The 19,138-nt window shown below is 53.7% G+C and carries 18 protein-coding genes; 5 read left to right on the top strand and 13 right to left on the bottom strand.

The features are described from left to right. Nucleotides 1-64: 64 nt before the first annotated feature. The 4 genes from yajO to xseB all read right to left on the bottom strand — a co-directional run bounded on the left by yajO (nt 65) and on the right by xseB (nt 4,173). On the bottom strand, nt 65-1,039 hold the full coding sequence (yajO, locus tag P2W74_RS17395; RefSeq protein ID WP_276292593.1) for a 1-deoxyxylulose-5-phosphate synthase YajO: 975 nt from the start codon (nt 1,037-1,039) through the stop codon (nt 65-67). 56 nt (nt 1,040-1,095) lie between these two features. Further along, nucleotides 1,096-2,958 (bottom strand): 1-deoxy-D-xylulose-5-phosphate synthase, encoded by a 1,863-nt coding sequence (dxs, locus tag P2W74_RS17390; protein ID WP_276292592.1) that lies wholly within the window; start codon nt 2,956-2,958, stop codon nt 1,096-1,098. 68 nt (nt 2,959-3,026) lie between these two features. Continuing rightward, nucleotides 3,027-3,926, bottom strand: coding sequence for a (2E,6E)-farnesyl diphosphate synthase (gene ispA / locus P2W74_RS17385; protein WP_162378961.1), 900 nt, complete (start codon nt 3,924-3,926; stop codon nt 3,027-3,029). Nucleotides 3,927-3,930: 4 nt separating this feature from the next. Continuing rightward, nucleotides 3,931-4,173: an exodeoxyribonuclease VII small subunit gene (xseB, locus tag P2W74_RS17380; RefSeq protein ID WP_192611365.1), complete on the bottom strand. Its 243-nt coding sequence runs from the start codon at nt 4,171-4,173 to the stop codon at nt 3,931-3,933. 193 nt (nt 4,174-4,366) lie between these two features. Here xseB and thiI point away from each other — a divergent pair, with 193 nt between their 5' ends. Then, on the top strand, nt 4,367-5,815 hold the full coding sequence (gene thiI, locus P2W74_RS17375; RefSeq protein ID WP_276292591.1) for a tRNA uracil 4-sulfurtransferase ThiI: 1,449 nt from the start codon (nt 4,367-4,369) through the stop codon (nt 5,813-5,815). Between the two features lie 36 nt (nt 5,816-5,851). Here thiI and P2W74_RS17370 read toward each other — a convergent pair whose 3' ends face one another. Next, entirely contained in the window at nt 5,852-6,547 is a 696-nt protein-coding gene (locus P2W74_RS17370; protein ID WP_276292590.1) for an IclR family transcriptional regulator, read from the bottom strand. Between the two features lie 171 nt (nt 6,548-6,718). Here P2W74_RS17370 and P2W74_RS17365 point away from each other — a divergent pair, with 171 nt between their 5' ends. From P2W74_RS17365 to P2W74_RS17355, 3 genes are read left to right on the top strand one after another with little or no spacing between them, the layout of a single operon-like run. Next, on the top strand, nt 6,719-9,052 hold the full coding sequence (locus P2W74_RS17365; protein ID WP_276292589.1) for a molybdopterin-containing oxidoreductase family protein: 2,334 nt from the start codon (nt 6,719-6,721) through the stop codon (nt 9,050-9,052). A 2-nt stretch (nt 9,053-9,054) separates the two neighbouring features. Next, complete coding sequence (locus tag P2W74_RS17360) at nt 9,055-9,603, top strand: 4Fe-4S dicluster domain-containing protein (protein ID WP_328517915.1); 549 nt, start codon at nt 9,055-9,057, stop codon at nt 9,601-9,603. A 10-nt stretch (nt 9,604-9,613) separates the two neighbouring features. Then, entirely contained in the window at nt 9,614-10,402 is a 789-nt protein-coding gene (locus P2W74_RS17355) for a dimethyl sulfoxide reductase anchor subunit family protein (RefSeq protein WP_276292588.1), read from the top strand. Between the two features lie 86 nt (nt 10,403-10,488). Here the strand turns inward: P2W74_RS17355 and P2W74_RS17350 are convergent, their stop codons facing one another. Genes P2W74_RS17350 through panE form a run of 3 tightly spaced genes read right to left on the bottom strand, consistent with a single transcriptional unit; the run spans nt 10,489 to nt 13,082 of the window. Next, nucleotides 10,489-11,568 (bottom strand): hypothetical protein, encoded by a 1,080-nt coding sequence (locus tag P2W74_RS17350; RefSeq protein ID WP_276292587.1) that lies wholly within the window; start codon nt 11,566-11,568, stop codon nt 10,489-10,491. 49 nt (nt 11,569-11,617) lie between these two features. Then, nucleotides 11,618-12,208: a protein deglycase YajL gene (gene yajL / locus P2W74_RS17345; protein ID WP_203358673.1), complete on the bottom strand. Its 591-nt coding sequence runs from the start codon at nt 12,206-12,208 to the stop codon at nt 11,618-11,620. Next, the gene (gene panE / locus P2W74_RS17340) at nt 12,171-13,082 is read right to left on the bottom strand and encodes a 2-dehydropantoate 2-reductase (RefSeq protein ID WP_276292586.1); all 912 of its coding nucleotides are present in this window, start codon (nt 13,080-13,082) and stop codon (nt 12,171-12,173) included. The genes yajL and panE overlap by 38 nt, the downstream gene beginning before the upstream one ends. A 113-nt stretch (nt 13,083-13,195) precedes the next feature. Between panE and P2W74_RS17335 the strand changes: the two genes are divergently transcribed. Next, the gene (locus P2W74_RS17335) at nt 13,196-13,687 is read left to right on the top strand and encodes a YajQ family cyclic di-GMP-binding protein (RefSeq protein ID WP_276292585.1); all 492 of its coding nucleotides are present in this window, start codon (nt 13,196-13,198) and stop codon (nt 13,685-13,687) included. A gap of 98 nt (nt 13,688-13,785) precedes the next feature. On the opposite strand, the gene P2W74_RS17330 is transcribed toward P2W74_RS17335, so the two are convergent. The 5 genes from P2W74_RS17330 to cyoB all read right to left on the bottom strand — a co-directional run bounded on the left by P2W74_RS17330 (nt 13,786) and on the right by cyoB (nt 19,125). Then, nucleotides 13,786-15,150 (bottom strand): MFS transporter, encoded by a 1,365-nt coding sequence (locus P2W74_RS17330; RefSeq protein WP_276292584.1) that lies wholly within the window; start codon nt 15,148-15,150, stop codon nt 13,786-13,788. Nucleotides 15,151-15,298: 148 nt separating this feature from the next. Further along, nucleotides 15,299-16,189, bottom strand: a complete 891-nt coding sequence (cyoE, locus tag P2W74_RS17325; protein ID WP_162378953.1) for a heme o synthase — start codon at nt 16,187-16,189, stop codon at nt 15,299-15,301. Between the two features lie 11 nt (nt 16,190-16,200). Further along, on the bottom strand, nt 16,201-16,530 hold the full coding sequence (locus P2W74_RS17320; RefSeq protein ID WP_162378952.1) for a cytochrome o ubiquinol oxidase subunit IV: 330 nt from the start codon (nt 16,528-16,530) through the stop codon (nt 16,201-16,203). Next, on the bottom strand, nt 16,530-17,144 hold the full coding sequence (locus P2W74_RS17315; RefSeq protein WP_276292583.1) for a cytochrome o ubiquinol oxidase subunit III: 615 nt from the start codon (nt 17,142-17,144) through the stop codon (nt 16,530-16,532). Before P2W74_RS17315 ends, P2W74_RS17320 begins: the two co-directional genes overlap by 1 nt. Beyond that, on the bottom strand, nt 17,134-19,125 hold the full coding sequence (gene cyoB / locus P2W74_RS17310; RefSeq protein ID WP_276292582.1) for a cytochrome o ubiquinol oxidase subunit I: 1,992 nt from the start codon (nt 19,123-19,125) through the stop codon (nt 17,134-17,136). The genes P2W74_RS17315 and cyoB overlap by 11 nt, the downstream gene beginning before the upstream one ends. Nucleotides 19,126-19,138: the final 13 nt, after the last annotated feature.

The following is a 19,138-nucleotide window of genomic DNA, read 5'->3' as shown; positions in this document are numbered from 1 at the left end:
GCCTACGGGTTTGCACCGCGCCAGCGTAGGCCCGGTAAGCGTAGCACCACCGGGCATTATCACATTACTTAAACCCCACCACCGGATGCGGTTTGTACGGTGTTTCCAGTTCGGCAATCTGTTCTGGTTGCAGCGTTAAGTCCACGGCATTCAGCAGTTCATCGAGTTGTTCTTCGCGTGAGGTACCGATAATCGGTGCAGCGACGCCACGTTTACTCAGCAGCCAGGCCAGTGCGACCTGGGCACGCGTCGCGCCAAGCTCTTCACTGACGCCAGCCAGACGTGCGGCGATTTGCGCGTCATTTTCATCGCTCTCATTGTACAAATTTTTGCCTACATCATCGGAGACCAGACGGGCGGTGGTTTCACCCCAGGGCCGCGTCAGGCGTCCACGCGCCAACGGACTCCAGGGGATCACCGCCACGCCTTCCTGGTAACACAGCGGCAGCATTTCGCGCTCTTCTTCACGATAGATCAGGTTGTAGTGATCCTGCATGCTGACGAACTGCGCCCAGCCATGCTGTTTTTGCAGTGCCAGTGCCTGAGCGAATTGCGCCGCGTACATGGAAGAGGCGCCGAGGTAGCGTGCCTTGCCGGACTTTACCACGTCGTTCAGGGCTTCCAGCGTCTCTTCAATGGGCGTGTTGTAGTCCCAGCGGTGAATTTGCAGGATATCGACATAGTCCATACCAAGGCGGGTGAGGCTGTCATCAATTGAACGCAGGATTTGCGCCCGGGACAATCCTTCCGGCAGGTCGCCGACGGGATAAAAGACTTTGGTCGCGACCACAACGTCTTCGCGACGGGCAAAATCCCGCAGGGCGCGACCGACAATTTCTTCGCTGCTCCCGTCGGAATAACTGTTGGCGGTATCGAAGAAATTAATGCCGCCAGCCAGTGCGCGTTGAATGATGGGGCGACTGCTTTCTTCCGGCAGCGTCCAGGCGTGATTGCCGCGATCCGGTTCACCGAACGTCATGCAGCCCAGGCAGAGGCGAGAGACCCGGAGGTCCGTTTTTCCTAACGTATTGTATTGCATGATACCACTCCTGCTTTGCTGTTCATCTTTCAAGCATAGCAGGAGTGAGGGGGGAGTTACGCCAGCCAGGCTTTGATTCTGGCTTCAATACCTTCAGCGTTGAGCCCCAGTTCTGCGCGGGCTTCGTCCTGGGTCCCTTGTGGGATGAAATGGTCTGGCAAACCGAGGTTAAGCACCGGCACGGGTTTACGATGCGCCATCAGCACTTCGTTGACACCACTGCCTGCGCCGCCCATGATGGCGTTCTCTTCAAGGGTGACCATCGCCTCATGGCGAGCCGCCATTTCCAGAATCAACGTTTCATCCAGTGGTTTTACAAAACGCATATCGACTAAGGTCGCATTGAGTGACTGCGCCACTTTGGCCGCTTCTGGCATCAGCGTACCGAAATTCAGAATCGCCAGTTTTTCACCGTGGCGTCTGACGATCCCTTTGCCTATCGGCAATTTTTCCAGCGGCGTCAGTTCAACGCCTACCGCATTACCGCGTGGGTAACGTACGGCGGCAGGACCTTCGCTGTAGTGATAGCCGGTGAAGAGCATCTGGCGACATTCGTTTTCGTCGCTCGGCGTCATGATGACCATTTCCGGAATGCAGCGCAGGAAGGAGAGATCGAACGCCCCCTGATGTGTTTGTCCGTCAGCACCCACAATCCCCGCCCGGTCGATAGCAAACAGGACCGGCAGTTTTTGAATCGCGACATCGTGCAGCACCTGATCGTAGGCGCGTTGCAGGAAGGTAGAGTAAATCGCCACCACCGGCTTATAACCGCCAATCGCCAGACCGGCTGCAAAGGTCACCGCGTGTTGTTCAGCAATCGCCACATCGAAATAGCGATCGGGGAATTTACGCGAGAACTCCACCATCCCGGAACCTTCACGCATCGCCGGCGTGATGGCCATCAGTTTGTTGTCTTTGGCCGCCGTTTCACACAACCAGTCGCCGAAGATTTTCGAGTAACTCGGCAGGCCGCCGCTGCTTTTGGGCAGACAACCGCTGGAAGGATCAAATTTAGGGACGGCGTGGAAGGTAATCGGGTCTTTTTCTGCGGGTTCGTAACCACGACCTTTCTTGGTCATGATATGCAGGAACTGCGGTCCTTTCAGGTCGCGCATGTTCTTCAGCGTGGTGATGAGTCCGACGACGTCGTGACCATCGACCGGCCCGATGTAGTTAAAGCCCAGCTCCTCAAACAGCGTGCCGGGGACGACCATACCTTTGATATGTTCTTCGGTGCGTTTGAGTAACTCTTTAATCGGCGGTACGCCGGAGAAGACTTTCTTTCCGCCTTCACGCAGAGAAGAGTACAACTTGCCGGAAAGCAGCTGCGCCAGATGATTGTTCAGTGCGCCGACATTCTCGGAGATCGACATTTCGTTGTCGTTCAAAATGACCAGCATGTCCGGCTTGATATCGCCCGCATGGTTCATTGCTTCAAACGCCATCCCTGCGGTGATGGCGCCGTCGCCAATCACACAGACGGTGCGGCGGTCTTTACCCTCTTTTTCAGCGGCAACGGCAATACCAATTCCGGCGCTGATGGAGGTGGAAGAGTGACCGACGCTCAATACGTCGTACTCGCTCTCTTCGCGCCATGGGAAGGGGTGCAAACCGCCTTTCTGGCGAATGGTGCCGATTTTATCGCGGCGACCGGTGAGAATTTTGTGCGGATAAGCCTGATGCCCCACGTCCCAGATCAACTGGTCAAACGGGGTATGGTAGACATAGTGCAATGCCACGGTCAGTTCCACCGTGCCCAGCCCGGAGGCGAAGTGTCCGCTCGAACGGCTTACGCTGTCGAGTAAATAGCGGCGCAGCTCGTCGCAGAGTTTCGGCAGGCTCTCTTTCGGGAGCAGGCGTAACTCCTGGGTGGAATCGACCAGTGCCAGGGTAGGGTATTTGGCTATATCAAAACTCATCAGAGACTCATCGTTTGTTTACCCAAATTGCCGTGTGTCCACGGCAATTCATTGCTCAGGGTAGTCAATTATTTATCACGCTGGATTATGTAGTCCGCTAGCGCTTCCAGTGCCGAAGTATCGAGTGATAATGCGGCCAGTTGACGTAAAGACTGGCGCGCGTCATCAATCAGATCCTGGGCTTTATTGCGGGCTTGCTCAAGACCCAAAAGTGCAGGATAGGTACTTTTGCCAAGTTGCTGGTCAGCCCCCTGACGTTTACCCAACGTTGCAGTATCGCCCACCACATCCAGAATGTCATCCTGAACCTGGAAGGCTAAGCCGATACTTTCTGCGTATTTATCGAGTATCGGCAGGGCATTTCGTCCGTTTTCTCCGGCACTTAGGGCACCGAGACGAACCGCGGCGCGGATGAGGGCGCCGGTTTTATGGCGATGGATTCGTTCCAGCGCTTCCAGCGGGACCTGTTTTCCTTCGGCATCAAGATCCAATGCCTGGCCGCCGCACATGCCCGCGATGCCGCTTGCGTTCGCCAGTTCTGAGATCATGGCGATACGGTCGCGATCGGCCACTTCCGGCATCGGCGCGTCGCTGATGATGGAGAATGCCAGGGTTTGCAGGGCATCACCGGCCAGGATCGCATTGGCTTCACCAAATTTTACATGACAGGTCGGCAGACCGCGACGCAGATCATCGTCGTCCATCGCCGGTAAATCATCATGGATCAATGAATATGCATGTATGCACTCAACGGCGGCTGCCGGGGCATCCAGCGTAGTGATGCTGACGCCAAACATCTGACCGGTCGCGTAAACCAGGAACGGGCGCAGGCGCTTACCGCCTAATAGTGCGCCATACTGCATGGTTTCAACCACGGGAGTGTTCTGAAAGGGCAGTGGTGCGATAAAACGACTCAACGCCTGGTTTGCTTGCTCAACGCAAGCCTGTAACTGCTGCGTAAAATCCATTTACTTACTCGTTGTCCGGTGTAAAAGGCGTGGGTGAGGCGTCTTCATTATCAGTCAGCAGGATCTGCACGCGCTGTTCAGCTTGCTGCAGCTTAGCCTGCCCCTGACGTGCCAGTTGCACGCCACGTTCGAATTCGTTCAGCGCCTCTTCCAGCGGCAGGTCGCCACTTTCCAGACGGGTAACAATCTGTTCCAGCTCGCTCAGCGCTGTTTCAAAGCTGGCGGGCGCCTCGTTTTTCTTCGGCATAATGAATGTCTGACTCTCAATATTTTCAGCCCCACCATGGTAACGGACTCAGGGCAATTATCAAATAACGCGCAATGTGCGCAGGAGGCGCGCGATGGTGGTATACTTGCGCCCCTGGATGCAGCCGCAGGTGTGGGCTGCTGTATTTTTCCCATAACAAGTCCTTTAGACTTGCCAACGAACCATTGCCGCCATGAAGTTTATCATTAAATTGTTCCCGGAAATCACCATCAAAAGCCAATCTGTGCGTTTGCGCTTTATAAAAATTTTGACCGGAAACATCCGTAACGTTTTAAAGCACTATGACGAGACGCTTGCCGTTGTCCGCCACTGGGACAATATCGAGGTTCGCGCCAAAGATGAAAACCAGCGTCTGGCGATCCGCGACGCGCTGACCCGCATTCCGGGTATCCACCATATTCTCGAAGTGGAAGACGTGCCGTTCACCGACATGCACGATATCTTCGAGAAGGCGCTGGTCCAGTATCGCGACCAACTGGAAGGCAAAACCTTCTGCGTCCGCGTCAAGCGTCGTGGTAAACACCCCTTCAGCTCTATTGAAGTCGAACGTTATGTCGGCGGTGGTTTGAATCAGCACATTGAGTCCGCGCGTGTGAAACTGACCCACCCGGATGTGACGGTACATCTGGAGGTGGAAGACGATCGTCTGCTGCTGATCAAAGGTCGTTACGAAGGTATTGGCGGCTACCCGATTGGTACCCAGGAAGATGTCCTGTCACTGATTTCTGGCGGTTTTGACTCCGGCGTTTCCAGCTACATGCTGATGCGTCGCGGCTGCCGCGTGCATTACTGCTTCTTTAACCTCGGCGGCGCGGCCCATGAAATCGGCGTACGTCAGGTTGCTCATTATCTGTGGAATCGCTTTGGCAGTTCGCACCGCGTACGTTTTGTTGCGATCAACTTTGAACCAGTCGTTGGCGAGATCCTCGAGAAAGTGGATGACGGCCAGATGGGCGTGGTACTTAAACGCATGATGGTGCGTGCGGCGTCGAAAGTGGCTGAACGTTATGGCGTACAGGCGCTGGTGACCGGCGAAGCGCTGGGCCAGGTGTCCAGCCAGACGCTGACCAACCTGCGTTTGATTGATAACGTCTCCGACACGCTGATCCTGCGCCCGCTTATCTCTTACGATAAAGAGCACATCATCAACCTGGCGCGCCAGATTGGTACTGAAGACTTTGCGCGGACCATGCCGGAATACTGCGGCGTGATCTCGAAAAGCCCGACGGTGAAAGCGATCAAAGCGAAGATTGAAGCGGAAGAAGAGAATTTCGATTTTAGCATCCTCGATAAAGTGGTCGAAGAAGCGAACAATGTCGATATTCGCGATATTGCGCAGCAGACCCAGCAAGACGTTGTGGAAGTTGAGACCGTCAGCGGTTTTAGCCCTAACGATGTGATTCTGGATATTCGTTCCATCGATGAGCAGGATGACAAGCCGCTGAAAGTTGAAGGTGTGGATGTGGTGTCTCTGCCATTCTACAAACTGAGCACCAAATTCGGCGATCTCGACCAGAGTAAAACCTGGCTGCTGTGGTGCGAACGCGGTGTGATGAGTCGTTTGCAGGCGCTGTATCTGCGCGAGCAAGGCTTCGAGAACGTGAAGGTCTATCGCCCGTAATCGTTGTTTACCCCGGCCATCTGCGCCGGGGTAAACTTAATCCTGCAAATGAAGCGCCGCGACGCTTCTCACCAACTGGTCGGCAATCTGCGGGATGGCTTCTGTACTGAAAAATCCCATCGTCACCGCAATCGCAACCAGCTCTCCATTTTTATTCCGTAGCGGGCAAGCAATCGACTGTGCGCCAGGGATCCCTTGCGTCGGATTATGGCGTACCGCATAGCCCTGAGACCGTATCTGTTCAATGAGTTGCGCTTGCGTCTGATTCTGCGCCTGATAGCGGGAGTAACTCATGAACACTTGCCCTGCTGAACTGGCATCAAGCGGAACGGGCGTATTGGGCAGAAAATCTATATCCACGTTACGGAAACTGCGATTGTAGTGTTTCAGCACCAATCCTTCGTTTGTCGCAACAACGACGCCGGTTGAGCGGTTATAGGTATCACGAAAAGCAATTAATACATCATTAAGTTGACGGATAGGATCGCGTTCGTAAACCTGATTCCCCGCCAGCTGCAAAGTAGTGGTCCCCAGAGAATAAAGTCCTTTCTCGTTTTGATACAGCATGCCGGTTCGACAGAGCGAAACCAGATACTTATGTAAACGACTCTTGGACAGATTGCATCCGGTGGCGATATCTATTGCCCGCGTCTGACCGTTTTGACTGGCAACAAACGTCAGAATGTTGACAGCGATATCAACCGAATTTACCCCTTGCGATGTTTCAGCCATATGCGTTCTCTTTTTTGATCCTCCGCGAGTATACCATCGCGGCTGAAATCCTTACTGCCTTCGCAATTTAAAAAGATTTCCACGCCTAAATGGTTAGGTGTTGACCTGTATCAGGTTAATTAATGGTGTACCTGGATTAACTAATGGTGAACTTTTCTGGGAGGCAAGAACATGGACGCATTGAGCAATATCCGATTAAAAAGAAGAACCCTGTTAAAAGGGTTAGGTGTGGTGGGGTTGTCCTCATTGGGATCGACGTTTCTGACGCTACGCCAGGCCAACGGCTCTCCTTTACCCCGATTTCGTCTTAAGCAAGCGGATTACCAGACGTTTCGGTCGACCTGTGCGATGGAATGTTTGCACTGCAACCTGACGGCGTATGTCTGGAAAGACCGTTTAATGAAAATTGAAGCGACGAAAGGCTTCAATGTGAAGTGCTGTTTGCGGGGAATTAGCCGAACGAAATGGGTCTACCACCCGCTACGCTTAACGCAACCGCTGCTGCGTACGGGCGAAAAAGGCGAAGGTAAATTTAAGCCGATCAGCTGGGATGCCGCGCTGGATCTTATTGAACAGAAAATCAGGGAAACGATCGCCACTGACGGCAATAAAGGTTTACTCCTTACCGCCGCTTCCGGGAACATGGACTCCATCAAGAATGATATGGGCAAAGCCTTCTTCGATTATCTCGGTGGCAGTACAAAAACGGCTGGCTCGTTATGTTGCGCCGCAGTCACCGCCGCCATGATGCCGATGGTTGGCCTGCGCTATGCCGATACCCGCGACACGATAGCGGACAGCCGCTATATCCTGTGCTGGGGAAACAATCCGGCGGTCACCATGCACGCCTATTTTAAACATTACTCACAGGCGCAACGCAACGGCGCGCGACTGGTGGTGATCGACCCCCGATTTAACGAAACGGCGGCGAAAGCCGACGAGTGGGTGCCGATTGTGCCTGGTACCGACATCGCGCTGGCGCTAGGGATGATCAACATCATCATGCAGGAGAAACGCTATGACGCTGATTTCCTGCGTGCGCATACCGGTGCGGTTTATCTGGTGGACAAACAGCAGCAGTTGATGCGTGCCGACCCCAAGGAAGCGGACAGCTATCTGGTGTTCGATACGTTGACCCAGACCCTGAAACGCCACGATGCACCCGGCGTCATGCCTGCATTGCTGAGTGATGAATTGCCCGCCAGCAGTGATTTTACCACCGTGCTTGATAACGTATGGGCACAGGCGAAGCCCTGGACGGCGCAGAAGGTAGAGGAAGAAACCGATGTACCCGCGCAGACGGTGCTACGCCTGGCACGAGATTACGCGTCAACGCAGCCGGCGATGATTGTCCAGAACATGTCCGGCGCGCAGAGAACCGAATTTGGCACTTACGTTGCGGCCAGCCAGTTTTACCTCGCGCTGATCACCGGCAATATCGGCAAAGCCGGGGCGGGGGTTTGCGATGCTGGTGGCGTCAGACAGATGGCAAAATTTTCGCCCATCGTCCCTCCGGCCCCCAATGCCGCCAAAATTCCCTCCATTCCTATTCCTAAAATCGGTGACTGGGTTGTTAACGAGAAACCGCACGCGATTAAGTTCTGGTGGAACATGACGCTGGGGGCCATGACACAACTGCCGAATACCAATCAGGTCAGAGAAGCCTTTAAAAAAGTGCCGTTTGTGGTGGTAGCCGACAATCTCATGAGTTCGTCTGCGTTGTATGCCGATCTGGTGCTCCCGGTCACGACCATTTTTGAAGATGTCAGCTTAATGGCGGGCGTGCGCAGTCACTATGTGCAATTGATGGAAAAAGCGGTGGAGCCGCCGGGAGAAGCAAAACCCGATTACTGGATTTTTGCCCGCCTGGCCGAGCGCTTTGGCTTTGGTGAGGTCTTTAACCAGCCCATTGAACACTACATCGATACCTGCCTTAAAGGCTCGGGCATTACCCGTGAAATGTTGAAAAAAGGGCCGGTATGTCCTGTTGAAGAAGAGTGGATCCCGTTTAAAGACGGGCAGTTCCGCACGTCGACCGGCAAAGCGCACTTGTACATAGAGGAGTGGGCGAAAAAGAATTTCCTACCCGTGGTGACCTGGAAACAGGTGAAAGAGTCGGTAAAAGGTTCGCCTGATCTGGCGCGTCAGTATCCGCTAATGGCGGTGCAGCGCAAACTGGCGCGTAGCGTGCACTCCAGTCACGGCATGAACGAATGGATCCTTGAGGTTCAACGTAACCGCCCGAACGTGATGATTCACCCTGAAGACGCCCGTCAGCGTCAGATTCAGTCTGGAGAGTGGGTCGTGGTGTTCAATCATCGCGGTGAACATCGGGCGATTGCCGACGTGACCACGCATATCAAACGCGGGGTGGTGAGTCTGGATAACGGTTGGTGGGAACAACAGGGCGGAAGCAGCAGCCATGTCACTAACGATCAGGTGGAAGTGTTGGGGAATGGACACTGTTGCAACAGTACGCTGGTGGATGTGAGAAGGGAGGCATAATCGTGATGAAACAATATGGATTTCTTATTGATATGCAGAATTGCTATGGCTGCAAAACCTGCAGTATGGCCTGCAAATCGGAAAATATGACCCCTCTTGGGGTGTTATGGCGTCGGGTTCGCGAACGTCATTCGGATGAACCCAACACCCAGGCGTTTATTAGCATGTCGTGCAATCACTGCGATGATCCGCAGTGTATGAAAGTATGTCCAGCGGGAACCTATACGAAGCGGGCTGATGGCATCGTGATACAGGATCACGAGCGCTGCATTGGCTGTCGGATGTGCATCATGGCTTGCCCGTGGAGTGCGCCGGTTTACGATCCCGAAGAAGGCAAAACCAGTAAATGCAACCTGTGCGCCGAACGCCTTGATGAGGGTTTACAGCCACGTTGTGTGGAGTCCTGTCCGGCAGGTGTATTACGCTTTGGTGAGATAGCGGAGTTGCGTAAGGAACATACGACGCAGTGGGCGGCACTGGAAAAACGCTACAACCTGCCCGATCACACGATCAGTCAGCCCAACATTGTCATTATTCCACCAAAGGATTGAGGAGAGAAAAATGGGACATTATGAATTGCCATTGGTCTTTTTTACCGTCTTCGCGCAGTGGGGAATCGGTGGCGTGCTGGCGTTAACGCTGTGTCAGCATTTCAGTGTGCAGAAATTCAGTGCAACACAGTACCGTATGCTGGCGCTGTTGTTCTGGATTATCACAGTGCTGGGTTCTTTTGCGTCGTTGGTGCATCTGGGATCTCCCGGAGGCGCTTACCGCTCCCTGGCAGGATTAAGTGTGTCCTGGCTCAGTCGGGAAGTGGTGATGTTTATTGCGTTGAATGGCGTGATGTTCTGCTGGTTCGTGCTGTGCTGGTTTAAGCCTGAGCATCATGCCGTTGGCCTTCTGGGGGGAATGACTGCGCTTGTGGGTCTGGTATCCATACTGGTGTCTTCGCAGGTTTATTATCAGATGGCGCTGCATCCGCTCTGGTCTTCGATTGCCACACCGGTCGGCTTTTTGGCAACCGCTATTTTGCTCGGTTTTGTGAGTGTGGCAGTGGCGTTTGGCTACTGGCATAACGCATTCCCGATCTTATGCAAAGCGGGGATCATCATCGGAATTTTGTTAAGCGCAGGTGCGTTGTGGATCCGCTTCCAGGTTCCGGGAGCCGATGCCTCAAGTCCTCTGTTCTGGTGGCAGCTATTCGCCAGTATCGGTGTTGCCGTATGGGGCATTTCTCGCCTGAATGTTGGGGTAAGCGCTTACGCGTGGGGGGCCGTTATTGTGACGGGCGAACTGGCGGGAAGAATGCTGTTTTACAGTAATGTCATGAGCGGAGCGCCATGGTTCTAAGCGGGTATGCTTTTCCCTCTTCTAACCCGGTGTTTTTGCAGGCCGGATGACGGAGTGTTACGCCGTCATCCGGCAATATGACAATGTTATTCAAAGCGGACGGGGAGCGTTTTCCCGTTCGATTCCCAGACGCCCTGATAGACGCCATTGTTTAAATCCAGCGTGATCTTCTCTTCGGTTTCAGCAGAAACGCTCGTTCTCAGCTCATAGTGCGGGTGATTCTCTGTGCCGCATTTGCCGGTAAGTTCGATAGGTGAGCCGTATTTTTCATAAAAATAGGCTCCGCTGGCCGATGCTTCATTACAGGTGATATTCATCACGATGCGCATACTTTTTCCCAACGTGCCGTAGACTAACTTGCCGTTAAGCGAGGGGGCAGGGGAGAGGGGTTTTTCACTGTTACCGGAAATCAGTGACTTCCCGTAGGGGGTCAGTTGGTCGTGTAACGTTGAGGCGGCGATTTTCGTCGTGAAATCACCGAGCTCATCCAGCGCGCGGCTTGCATGGTTGCTGCAACGTCCATTAATGAAGACGAGATCGCCTTTCTGAAGCGAGAAATTATCAACATAGTACAGCCCGCCCTCATACGTCGCGCATGAGGCATAGAACTCTTCGTAATTAAAATCTTCGCCTTTTTCCGCTTTGATTTGCTCTGACGACTCGGACTTATGCTTATCAACAAAGGCGGTTATCTGGGAGCGAATATCTTTTCTGACGCGGGTGTTTAACTGGGCAATGCTGGCCGGGGAAAACAGATCGTCGAGGGTGATATTCGCGCCACTCGCTAAATCGAAGCTCAGTGGAACATTATAAGATTCGCAATAGGCGCCGCAGCCTTCCACAAAAAGGTTTAATGTCAGTATTTTGCTGTCGCGATATTCGACGGTGTAGTCCAGATTGGCGGTGGCATCAATGCCGCTTTTTGCCAGTTTATTCAACGTGGCCTGCGGATCGTTACCCGGCAACTGGTTCAAAAAACGGGAGAAGATAAAATCGTTGATGCGTTTTGCGGCTTGTGGGTTATCCGCTGAGGTGAACCAGGGGAGACGATACTGAATTTCCGTGCTCTCAGGATAGTTGAAGCTGAGGTTCTTAATGTCTAACTGCGTCGCCATCACGCAGCCAGAAAACAACCATAAAGCCACTCCGGTCAGACATCCCTTCATCAGTTATTCCTTTATTAAGATTAAGCCGGCCGCTGGAGTGGCCTTGTAATTACTCGTAGTAGTTATAAATGCCTGCCGCCATAACTAACTGTGACGCGACCTGATGGGCCTTTTCGCGCCCGACCAGCAGGTCAATGATTTTCAGGCCAAAGTCGATGGATGTCCCTGGCCCCTGACTGGTCAACAGGTTAACGCGCGGGTCCCAAACTACACGTTTGTCCTGCCACTGTTCAGCCGGGATTTTATCTTTCAGCGCGGGGAATCCGGTCATATTGCCGAGCGGGAAGATATTGTGCGGAACCAGAACTGTTGCCGCCGCCGCGCAGATTGCCGCGACGATACGTCCGGAGCGATGGAACTGTTTGACCGTTTCAACCAGCAACGGACTGTCGCGAAAACATTCGGCGCCTTTTATACCGCCCGGTAACACAATGATGTCGAAATCGCCGTCAGCCACTTCCACCAGCGGTGCGTCCGCGAGCAGCTTCACACCACGCGAACAGACGATGGTCAGGGAGCCGTCGCTGGCCACGCTCGCCGTAGTGACCTGAATACCGCCACGAACCAATAGATCGATAGTGGTGACCGCTTCGGTCTCTTCACTACCAGGGGCGAGACATACCAGTGCTTGAGCGCTCATACTCACTTTCCTTTCGCTTTATCATTTCAAACAGACGGGCGTTTTCCGTAACGGCAATACCATGCGCGCGGGCGCGTTTTAATAAGTAGCCGGTAATGTAATCGATCTCGGTATGGCGCAGAGCACGAATATCCTGCAGCATGGATGAGATGTTTTGTGCCGTACTGTCAATCACTTGCTCAACATAATAGCGTAAATCATCCACTGAGGTATGGTGCCCTTCACGCTCGATAACCGCCGCCACCTCCTGACAGATCAGCAGGATTTGTTCAGGGTGTTGCCGTAGCTCGCCATTTGGGCAGTTCCACAGGGCGGTGAGCGGATTTATTACGCAGTTTACGGCCAGTTTGCGCCACATTTCGGTTCGAATATTGTTGTGCCAGGCAACATCGGGCAGCACGTTCTGCAGCAGATCGGCGAGGTAACTGTAATCCCCATCCTGTTCACGCGCTGGACCAATGCGCGTTGTCCCGTTGGCGACGTGGATAATAATGTTGCCATCGCGCCTTGCTGCATGGGTGGTGGTGCCCATCAACAGCGGTTGAGAAATGCTTTGCAGCTCTTCAATGGTACCCATTCCATTGTGAATCAACAGAATCGGCGTGGTCACCGGCAGAATTGCCGCAAGCCCTTTCACGGCGTCCGAGACTTGCCAGGCTTTGAGTGTCACCAGCAACAGATCGCTTTTCGCGAGAAAATCGGGGTCGTTCGCCGTCAGGGATTCATTAAAAATCGAACCATCGGTCTCGATCAGGTTCACGCTGCAATAAGGTTGCGGCACCCGCAGCCAGCCTTGTACTTCATGTCCATGTTTGCACAGCGCTGTAAGCCAAAGTTGCCCTAAGGCTCCGCATCCCAATACGGTTATTTTCATTCTTCCTCCTCACCCGCAACAGCACCGGGCGTTCTTCCACATAGTATAGCGCTGTCTGTCAGGGAACTTTGCAGGTATTATGCTTCGCATCAAAAACAGAGGGAGAGGAAAAGATGCCATCTTTCGATATTGTGTCTGAAGTTGATCTTCAGGAAGCGCGTAACGCAGTTGATAATGCGAGCCGCGAAGTTGAGTCACGCTTTGATTTTCGGGGCGTTGAGGCCACTTTTGAGCTGAACGAGACAAATAAGACGATTAAGGTGCTGAGCGAATCTGATTTTCAGGTCAATCAGTTGCTGGATATTTTGCGTGCCAAGCTGCTGAAACGCGGCATTGAAGGGACGTCGCTGGACGTGCCGGAAACCTTCATCCACAGCGGTAAAACCTGGTTTGTGGAAGCGAAACTGAAGCAGGGCATTGAGAGCGCCGTGCAGAAGAAAATCGTCAAGCTGATTAAAGACAGCAAGCTGAAGGTGCAGACGCAGATTCAGGGCGAGGAAATTCGTGTGACCGGTAAGGCGCGCGACGATCTGCAGTCCGTGATGGCGCTGGTGCGCGGCGGCGATCTGGGTCAGCCGTTCCAGTTTAAAAACTTCCGCGATTAAGTCGTCATGCCGGATGGCGCACAGCGTTAAGGCCTACACTTTCAGCGTGATTTGTAGGCCGAATAAGGCTGATAGCCGCCATCCGGCGTAATGAAGAATTACGCCGGTTTGATGGTTTGCTCAACCTCAAACCGATTGGTGATTTTGCTGTCAATCTTCACGTAGGCGGAATGTTCGCTCGCCACAATCAGCACTTCACTCACCCCATCTTTTGCCATCAGGCGCTGTTTAAGGTCGTCATCAGCGGCAACATCTGCTGGGATTTCGACACGTAAACTGCTGACATACGGCGGTTCTTTCATGGTACTGGCAACGGCCAGCCACACTGCCGTGAGCAGTGCTCCCGCAAGAAACACCGCCTGACCGTCAAACATCCCATCGACCCAGCCGCCCAACGAACCGCCAATCGCCACGCCCAGGAACTGGCTGGTGGAGTAGACGCCCATTGCGGTTCCTTTATAACCGGCGGGGGACTCTTTGCTGATGAGTGAGGGGAGGAGGGCTTCCATCAGGTTGAAGGCGAGGAAGAAAAGCTGAACCCCGGCAATCAGTCCCCAGAAATGGACGTTCGCTCCCCACAGCACAATTTCCGCTATCAGGATCAGCGCCACGCACAACACAAATACCCGCTTCATCCGGCGTTTTACTTCGGCGTAGATAATGAAAGGCACCACTGAACCAAAAGAGATCAACATGGTGACCAGGTAAATCTTCCAGTGCTCGGCGGCGGGAAAACCTGCGGCGGTAAGCTGACCGGGGAGGGCGACGAAGGTAGACATCAACAGGATGTGCAGGCACATAATGCCGAAGTTGAGCTTTAGCAGTTTGGGTTCGGCCAGCACTTTGCTGAAGCTGCCTTTCACCATCCCGGATTCGCGGTTCAGCACATGGTTAGTACTGTTCGGCACCACCCAGACAGTCAGGATAATACCGAGGGTGGCCAGTATCGCGATCATCCAGAACAGGGCATTCAGCCCCAGGGCGTGGGTGATGATTGGCCCAAGCACCATCGCAATGGCGAAGGTAATACCAAAACTGACGCCGATAAACGCCATCGCTTTGGTGCGATTTTGCTCGCGGGTTAAATCCGATAACAGAGCCATGACGGCGGCGGCGATGGCGCCAGACCCCTGCAGCGCACGCCCCAGAATGATTCCCCAAATAGAGTCGGAGAGGGCGGCGATCACGCTACCGGCGACAAACACCGCCAGGCCACCGACAATCAGAGGTTTGCGACCAATACGGTCGGAGAGCAATCCGAAGGGGATCTGGAAGACAGCTTGCGCCAGCCCGTAGATGCCGATGGCAAATCCAATCAAGGCTTCGCTGGCGCCTTGTAGCGCCATGCCGTAAGTGGTCAGAACAGGCAGGACCATAAACATGCCGAGCATGCGCAGTGAAAATACGGTCCCTAAACCCCAGGTGGCGCGCAACTCGCCTGGCGTCATTTTATAATCGTTCATTCCCACCTCTGTATAAAATTCGCGACTAGTGTAAAGCGGTACGCCAGCGGGGTAAATACGCGGTTAATGAGAAAATATTACGCGGCTAATTAATTTGTTACGTGAATAAAAAAGGGCGCCGGAGCGCCCTTTTTGTGCGATGTTTTACTTACCAGGCATACGTCAGCAGGTTTTGCGAATTCGGCACCATAAAGTCGACGGACATCATCACGGAGAGCGCGGTGATGGCGATGATGGAGAAGCCAAAGAGCTTACGCGCCCAGACCTTATCATCTTCCACTTTATAACCGCGCAGCGCCATGCCGAGCCACCAGACGCTTACCGCCGCTGCGACGATCAGGTACTTGTAACCTGCGTAGCCGCCGAGGGTCAGCATCAGGGTGGCGATCGCGAACGCCACGATGTACAGCGTGATATGGTTTTTCGCGACCGAAATGCCTTTGACCACTGGCAGAACCGGGATATTGGCCGCCTGATAATCCTTAAAGCGGAAAATCGCGATGGCATAAGAGTGCGGCATTTGCCACAGGCTAAAGATCGCCAGCAGAATCAATGCGCCGCTGTCGAACTCACCCGTTACGGCGCAGTAGCCAATCACCGGCGGCGCAGCGCCGGAGAGAGAGCCAATCAGCGTGCCGTAAACGGAGTGGCGTTTCATGTACAGGCTATAGACGCCAACATACACCACGAAGCCCATCACCCCCAGCCAGCAGGCCAGAGGGTTAGCGCCAAACCACAGCAGCATGAAGCCAGCAATACCCAGCAGGGTGGCGTACACCAGCGAGACGTTAGGAGAAATCAGGCCTTTTACCAGCACCCGATTCTTGGTCCTTTCCATCTTCCTGTCGATATCCCTGTCGATGTAGTTGTTAAATACACAACCCGACGCCACAACCAGTGACACACCGATCAGCGTGTAGATAAACAGGGGGTAATCGATGCTGCCTTTTGAGGCCAGCAGGAACCCCCCAATCACCGAGATCAGGTTGCCAAAGATGATGCCTGGTTTCGTTACTTGCAGGTATTGCTTAAACATCATACTCGCCGCTCTTAGTGCATCATCATGTTGTAGTTGAGGTTCCACATAATCCAGATGGAGCCCACAACCAGGATGGCGATGATCAACACGGTAAAGACGAAAGCCGTCATGTTCCAGCCTTCATCAGATTTAGTGTTCATGTGCAGGAAGCACACCAGATGCACCAGAATCTGTACCACTGCCATCGCAAGAATCGTCCCCAGAATTACGGCTGGAGAGGCAGAACCCGTCATCACCATCCAGAACGGAATGACCGTCAGGATGATCGACAGGATAAACCCTGTCATGTAGGTTTTTACGCTGCCATGGGACGCGCCGCTGTGTTCGGTAGAATGACTCATTACATCGCCCCCATCAGATAAACAACAGTGAACACACAGATCCACACCACATCCAGGAAGTGCCAGAACAGGCTGAGGCACATGATGCGGGTACGGTTAGTGCTGGTCAGACCGCGACGGGCGACTTGCACCATCAGCACCGCCATCCAGATAAGACCGGAGGTGACGTGCAGACCGTGCGTACCGACCAGCGCGAAGAACGCGGACAGGAAGCCGCTGCGATCCGGACCCATACCTTCAACAACCAGGTGATGGAATTCATAGATTTCCATCCCGATGAAGCCTGCGCCAAACAGCCAGGTCAGCATCAGCCAGGAGATGACCTGGCTCTTGTTGTTTTTGTACATGGCGATCGCCGCCATGCCGTAGGTGATGGAGCTGAACAACAGCAGGAACGTTTCTACCAGAACGAACGGCAGTTCAAAAATGTCCTTACCTGTTGGGCCACCGGCAGTGCCGTTCACCAGAACGGCATAGGTTGCAAACAGAATAGAGAACAGAATGCAGTCGCTCATCAGGTAGATCCAAAATCCGAAGATTTTGGTCTGGCCTGCGTCGTGGTGCCCGTGTTCGTGCGCGTGGGCAGTCGCGTGCGCTAAAGTATCAGTTGCCATTTTTCAGCCCTGCCTTAGAAATCTCATCGAAATGCTGATTTTCCAGTTTTTCGACTTCCGGGACTGGTACGTAGTAGTCCACGTCCTCGTCAAAGCTTTTCACAATCCAGCTGATGATCATGCCTGCGAAGCTTGCAATCGCCAGCCACCAGATATGCCAGATCATGGCGAAACCGAAGAGGGTCGCGAAGGCGGCAATGACAATGCCCGCACCGCTGTTTTTCGGCATATGAATTTCTTCATAGTGCGCAGGCTGTTTGTACGCTTCGCCTTTTTCTTTCATTTCCCAGAAGGCATCACGCTCGTGAACGTGCGGCACAACGGCAAAGTTATAGAACGGAGGCGGGGAAGAGGTTGCCCACTCCAGCGTACGGCCACCCCATGGATCGCCAGTCAGGTCACGGTTCTGGTCGCGGTCACGAATAGAAACGTAGATCTGAATGACCAGACACAGAATACCCAGCGCAATCAGCGCGGCACCGCAGGCGGCAATCATCAGCATGGTGTGGAACTGTGGGTCAATCTGCTGGCTGAGGCGACGGGTCATCCCCATGAAGCCCAGCACGTACAGCGGCATAAATGCCACGAAGAAGCCGATGATCCAACACCAGAATGCGCGTTTACCCCAGGTTTCGTTCAACGTGTAGCCAAACGCTTTTGGCCACCAGTAAGTCATACCCGCGAAGCAACCGAAGACCACGCCACCGATGATAACGTTGTGGAAGTGGGCAATCAGGAACAGGCTGTTATGCAGAACGAAGTCGGCACCCGGAACCGCCAGCAGAACACCGGTCATACCACCCACAGAGAAGGTGACGATAAAACCGATGGTCCACAGCATCGCTGAGTGGAATACGATACGCCCCTGGTACATGGTGAACAGCCAGTTGAAAATCTTCACCCCGGTCGGGATGGCGATAATCATTGTGGTGATACCGAAGAAGGCGTTGACGTTCGCACCCGCACCCATGGTGAAGAAGTGGTGCAGCCAGACGATGAACGACAGTACGGTAATACACACGGTTGCCCACACCAGTGAGGTGTAACCAAACAGGCGCTTACGCGAGAAGGTTGCTGCGACTTCGGAGAACACCCCGAACACTGGCAGAATCAGAATGTACACTTCCGGATGGCCCCAGGCCCAAATCAGGTTGATGTACATCATCATGTTGCCGCCCATATCGTTGGTAAAGAAATGGGTGCCCAGATAGCGATCCAGGGTCAGCAGCGCGATGGTGACTGTCAGAATAGGGAACGAAGCGATGATCAGCACGTTCGCACACAGCGATGCCCAGGTAAATACTGGCATCTTGAACATGGTCATACCCGGCGCACGCATCTTCAGAATCGTAACGAAGAAGTTGATACCGGTCAGCGTCGTCCCGATACCGGAGAGCTGGAGACTCCAGATCCAGTAATCTACCCCGACACTTGGACTGTACTCTATTCCCGAGAGCGGCGGATACGCCAGCCAACCGGTCTGTGCGAACTCACCGACGCCCAGAGACAGGTTAACCAGAATGACGCCGACAACGGTGAACCAGAAGCTCAGGTTGTTCAGGAACGGGAAGGCAACGTCGCGTGCGCCGATCTGCAGCGGAACCACCAGGTTCATCAGACCGATAACAAATGGCATTGCCACGAAGAAGATCATGATCACGCCATGCGCCGTGAAGATCTGGTCGTAGTGGTGAGGCGGCAGGAAGCCTGCTTCCCCGGCCGAAGCCAGCGCCTGCTGACTACGCATCATGACGGCATCCGCAAAGCCACGCAGCAGCATGACGATAGCGACGATGACATACATGATGCCAAGGCGTTTGTGGTCAACCGAAGTTAGCCACTCTTTCCACAGGTAGGTCCACTTACCGAAGTAAGTAATGAGGCCCAGTAAGGCCGCCCCACCGATGATAATGGCAGCGATCGTAACCATGACGATTGGTTCATGGAACGGGACTGCATCCAGTGTCAATTTTCCGAACATCGTATTCTTCCTC

The organism is Citrobacter enshiensis (assembly GCF_029338175.1).
GTDB lineage: Bacteria > Pseudomonadota > Gammaproteobacteria > Enterobacterales > Enterobacteriaceae > Citrobacter_D > Citrobacter_D enshiensis.
Note: the sequence above shows the minus strand (reverse complement) of the source record. Positions and strands in the feature narration are given on the sequence as shown.

Bases quoted from the DNA above. Each gene is read 5' to 3' on its own strand.
- panE (WP_276292586.1), bottom strand. From the start codon at position 13,082: ATGAAAATAACCGTATTGGGATGCGGAGCCTTAGGGCAACTTTGGCTT.
- cyoB (WP_276292582.1), bottom strand. From the start codon at position 19,125: ATGTTCGGAAAATTGACACTGGATGCAGTCCCGTTCCATGAACCAATC.
- P2W74_RS17335 (WP_276292585.1), top strand. From the start codon at position 13,196: ATGCCATCTTTCGATATTGTGTCTGAAGTTGATCTTCAGGAAGCGCGT.
- yajL (WP_203358673.1), bottom strand. From the start codon at position 12,208: ATGAGCGCTCAAGCACTGGTATGTCTCGCCCCTGGTAGTGAAGAGACC.
- P2W74_RS17355 (WP_276292588.1), top strand. From the start codon at position 9,614: ATGGGACATTATGAATTGCCATTGGTCTTTTTTACCGTCTTCGCGCAG.
- dxs (WP_276292592.1), bottom strand. From the start codon at position 2,958: ATGAGTTTTGATATAGCCAAATACCCTACCCTGGCACTGGTCGATTCC.
- thiI (WP_276292591.1), top strand. From the start codon at position 4,367: ATGAAGTTTATCATTAAATTGTTCCCGGAAATCACCATCAAAAGCCAA.
- P2W74_RS17315 (WP_276292583.1), bottom strand. From the start codon at position 17,144: ATGGCAACTGATACTTTAGCGCACGCGACTGCCCACGCGCACGAACAC.
- cyoE (WP_162378953.1), bottom strand. From the start codon at position 16,189: ATGATGTTTAAGCAATACCTGCAAGTAACGAAACCAGGCATCATCTTT.
- P2W74_RS17370 (WP_276292590.1), bottom strand. From the start codon at position 6,547: ATGGCTGAAACATCGCAAGGGGTAAATTCGGTTGATATCGCTGTCAAC.
- P2W74_RS17365 (WP_276292589.1), top strand. From the start codon at position 6,719: ATGGACGCATTGAGCAATATCCGATTAAAAAGAAGAACCCTGTTAAAA.
- P2W74_RS17330 (WP_276292584.1), bottom strand. From the start codon at position 15,150: ATGAACGATTATAAAATGACGCCAGGCGAGTTGCGCGCCACCTGGGGT.
- xseB (WP_192611365.1), bottom strand. From the start codon at position 4,173: ATGCCGAAGAAAAACGAGGCGCCCGCCAGCTTTGAAACAGCGCTGAGC.
- ispA (WP_162378961.1), bottom strand. From the start codon at position 3,926: ATGGATTTTACGCAGCAGTTACAGGCTTGCGTTGAGCAAGCAAACCAG.
- yajO (WP_276292593.1), bottom strand. From the start codon at position 1,039: ATGCAATACAATACGTTAGGAAAAACGGACCTCCGGGTCTCTCGCCTC.
- P2W74_RS17350 (WP_276292587.1), bottom strand. From the start codon at position 11,568: ATGAAGGGATGTCTGACCGGAGTGGCTTTATGGTTGTTTTCTGGCTGC.
- P2W74_RS17320 (WP_162378952.1), bottom strand. From the start codon at position 16,530: ATGAGTCATTCTACCGAACACAGCGGCGCGTCCCATGGCAGCGTAAAA.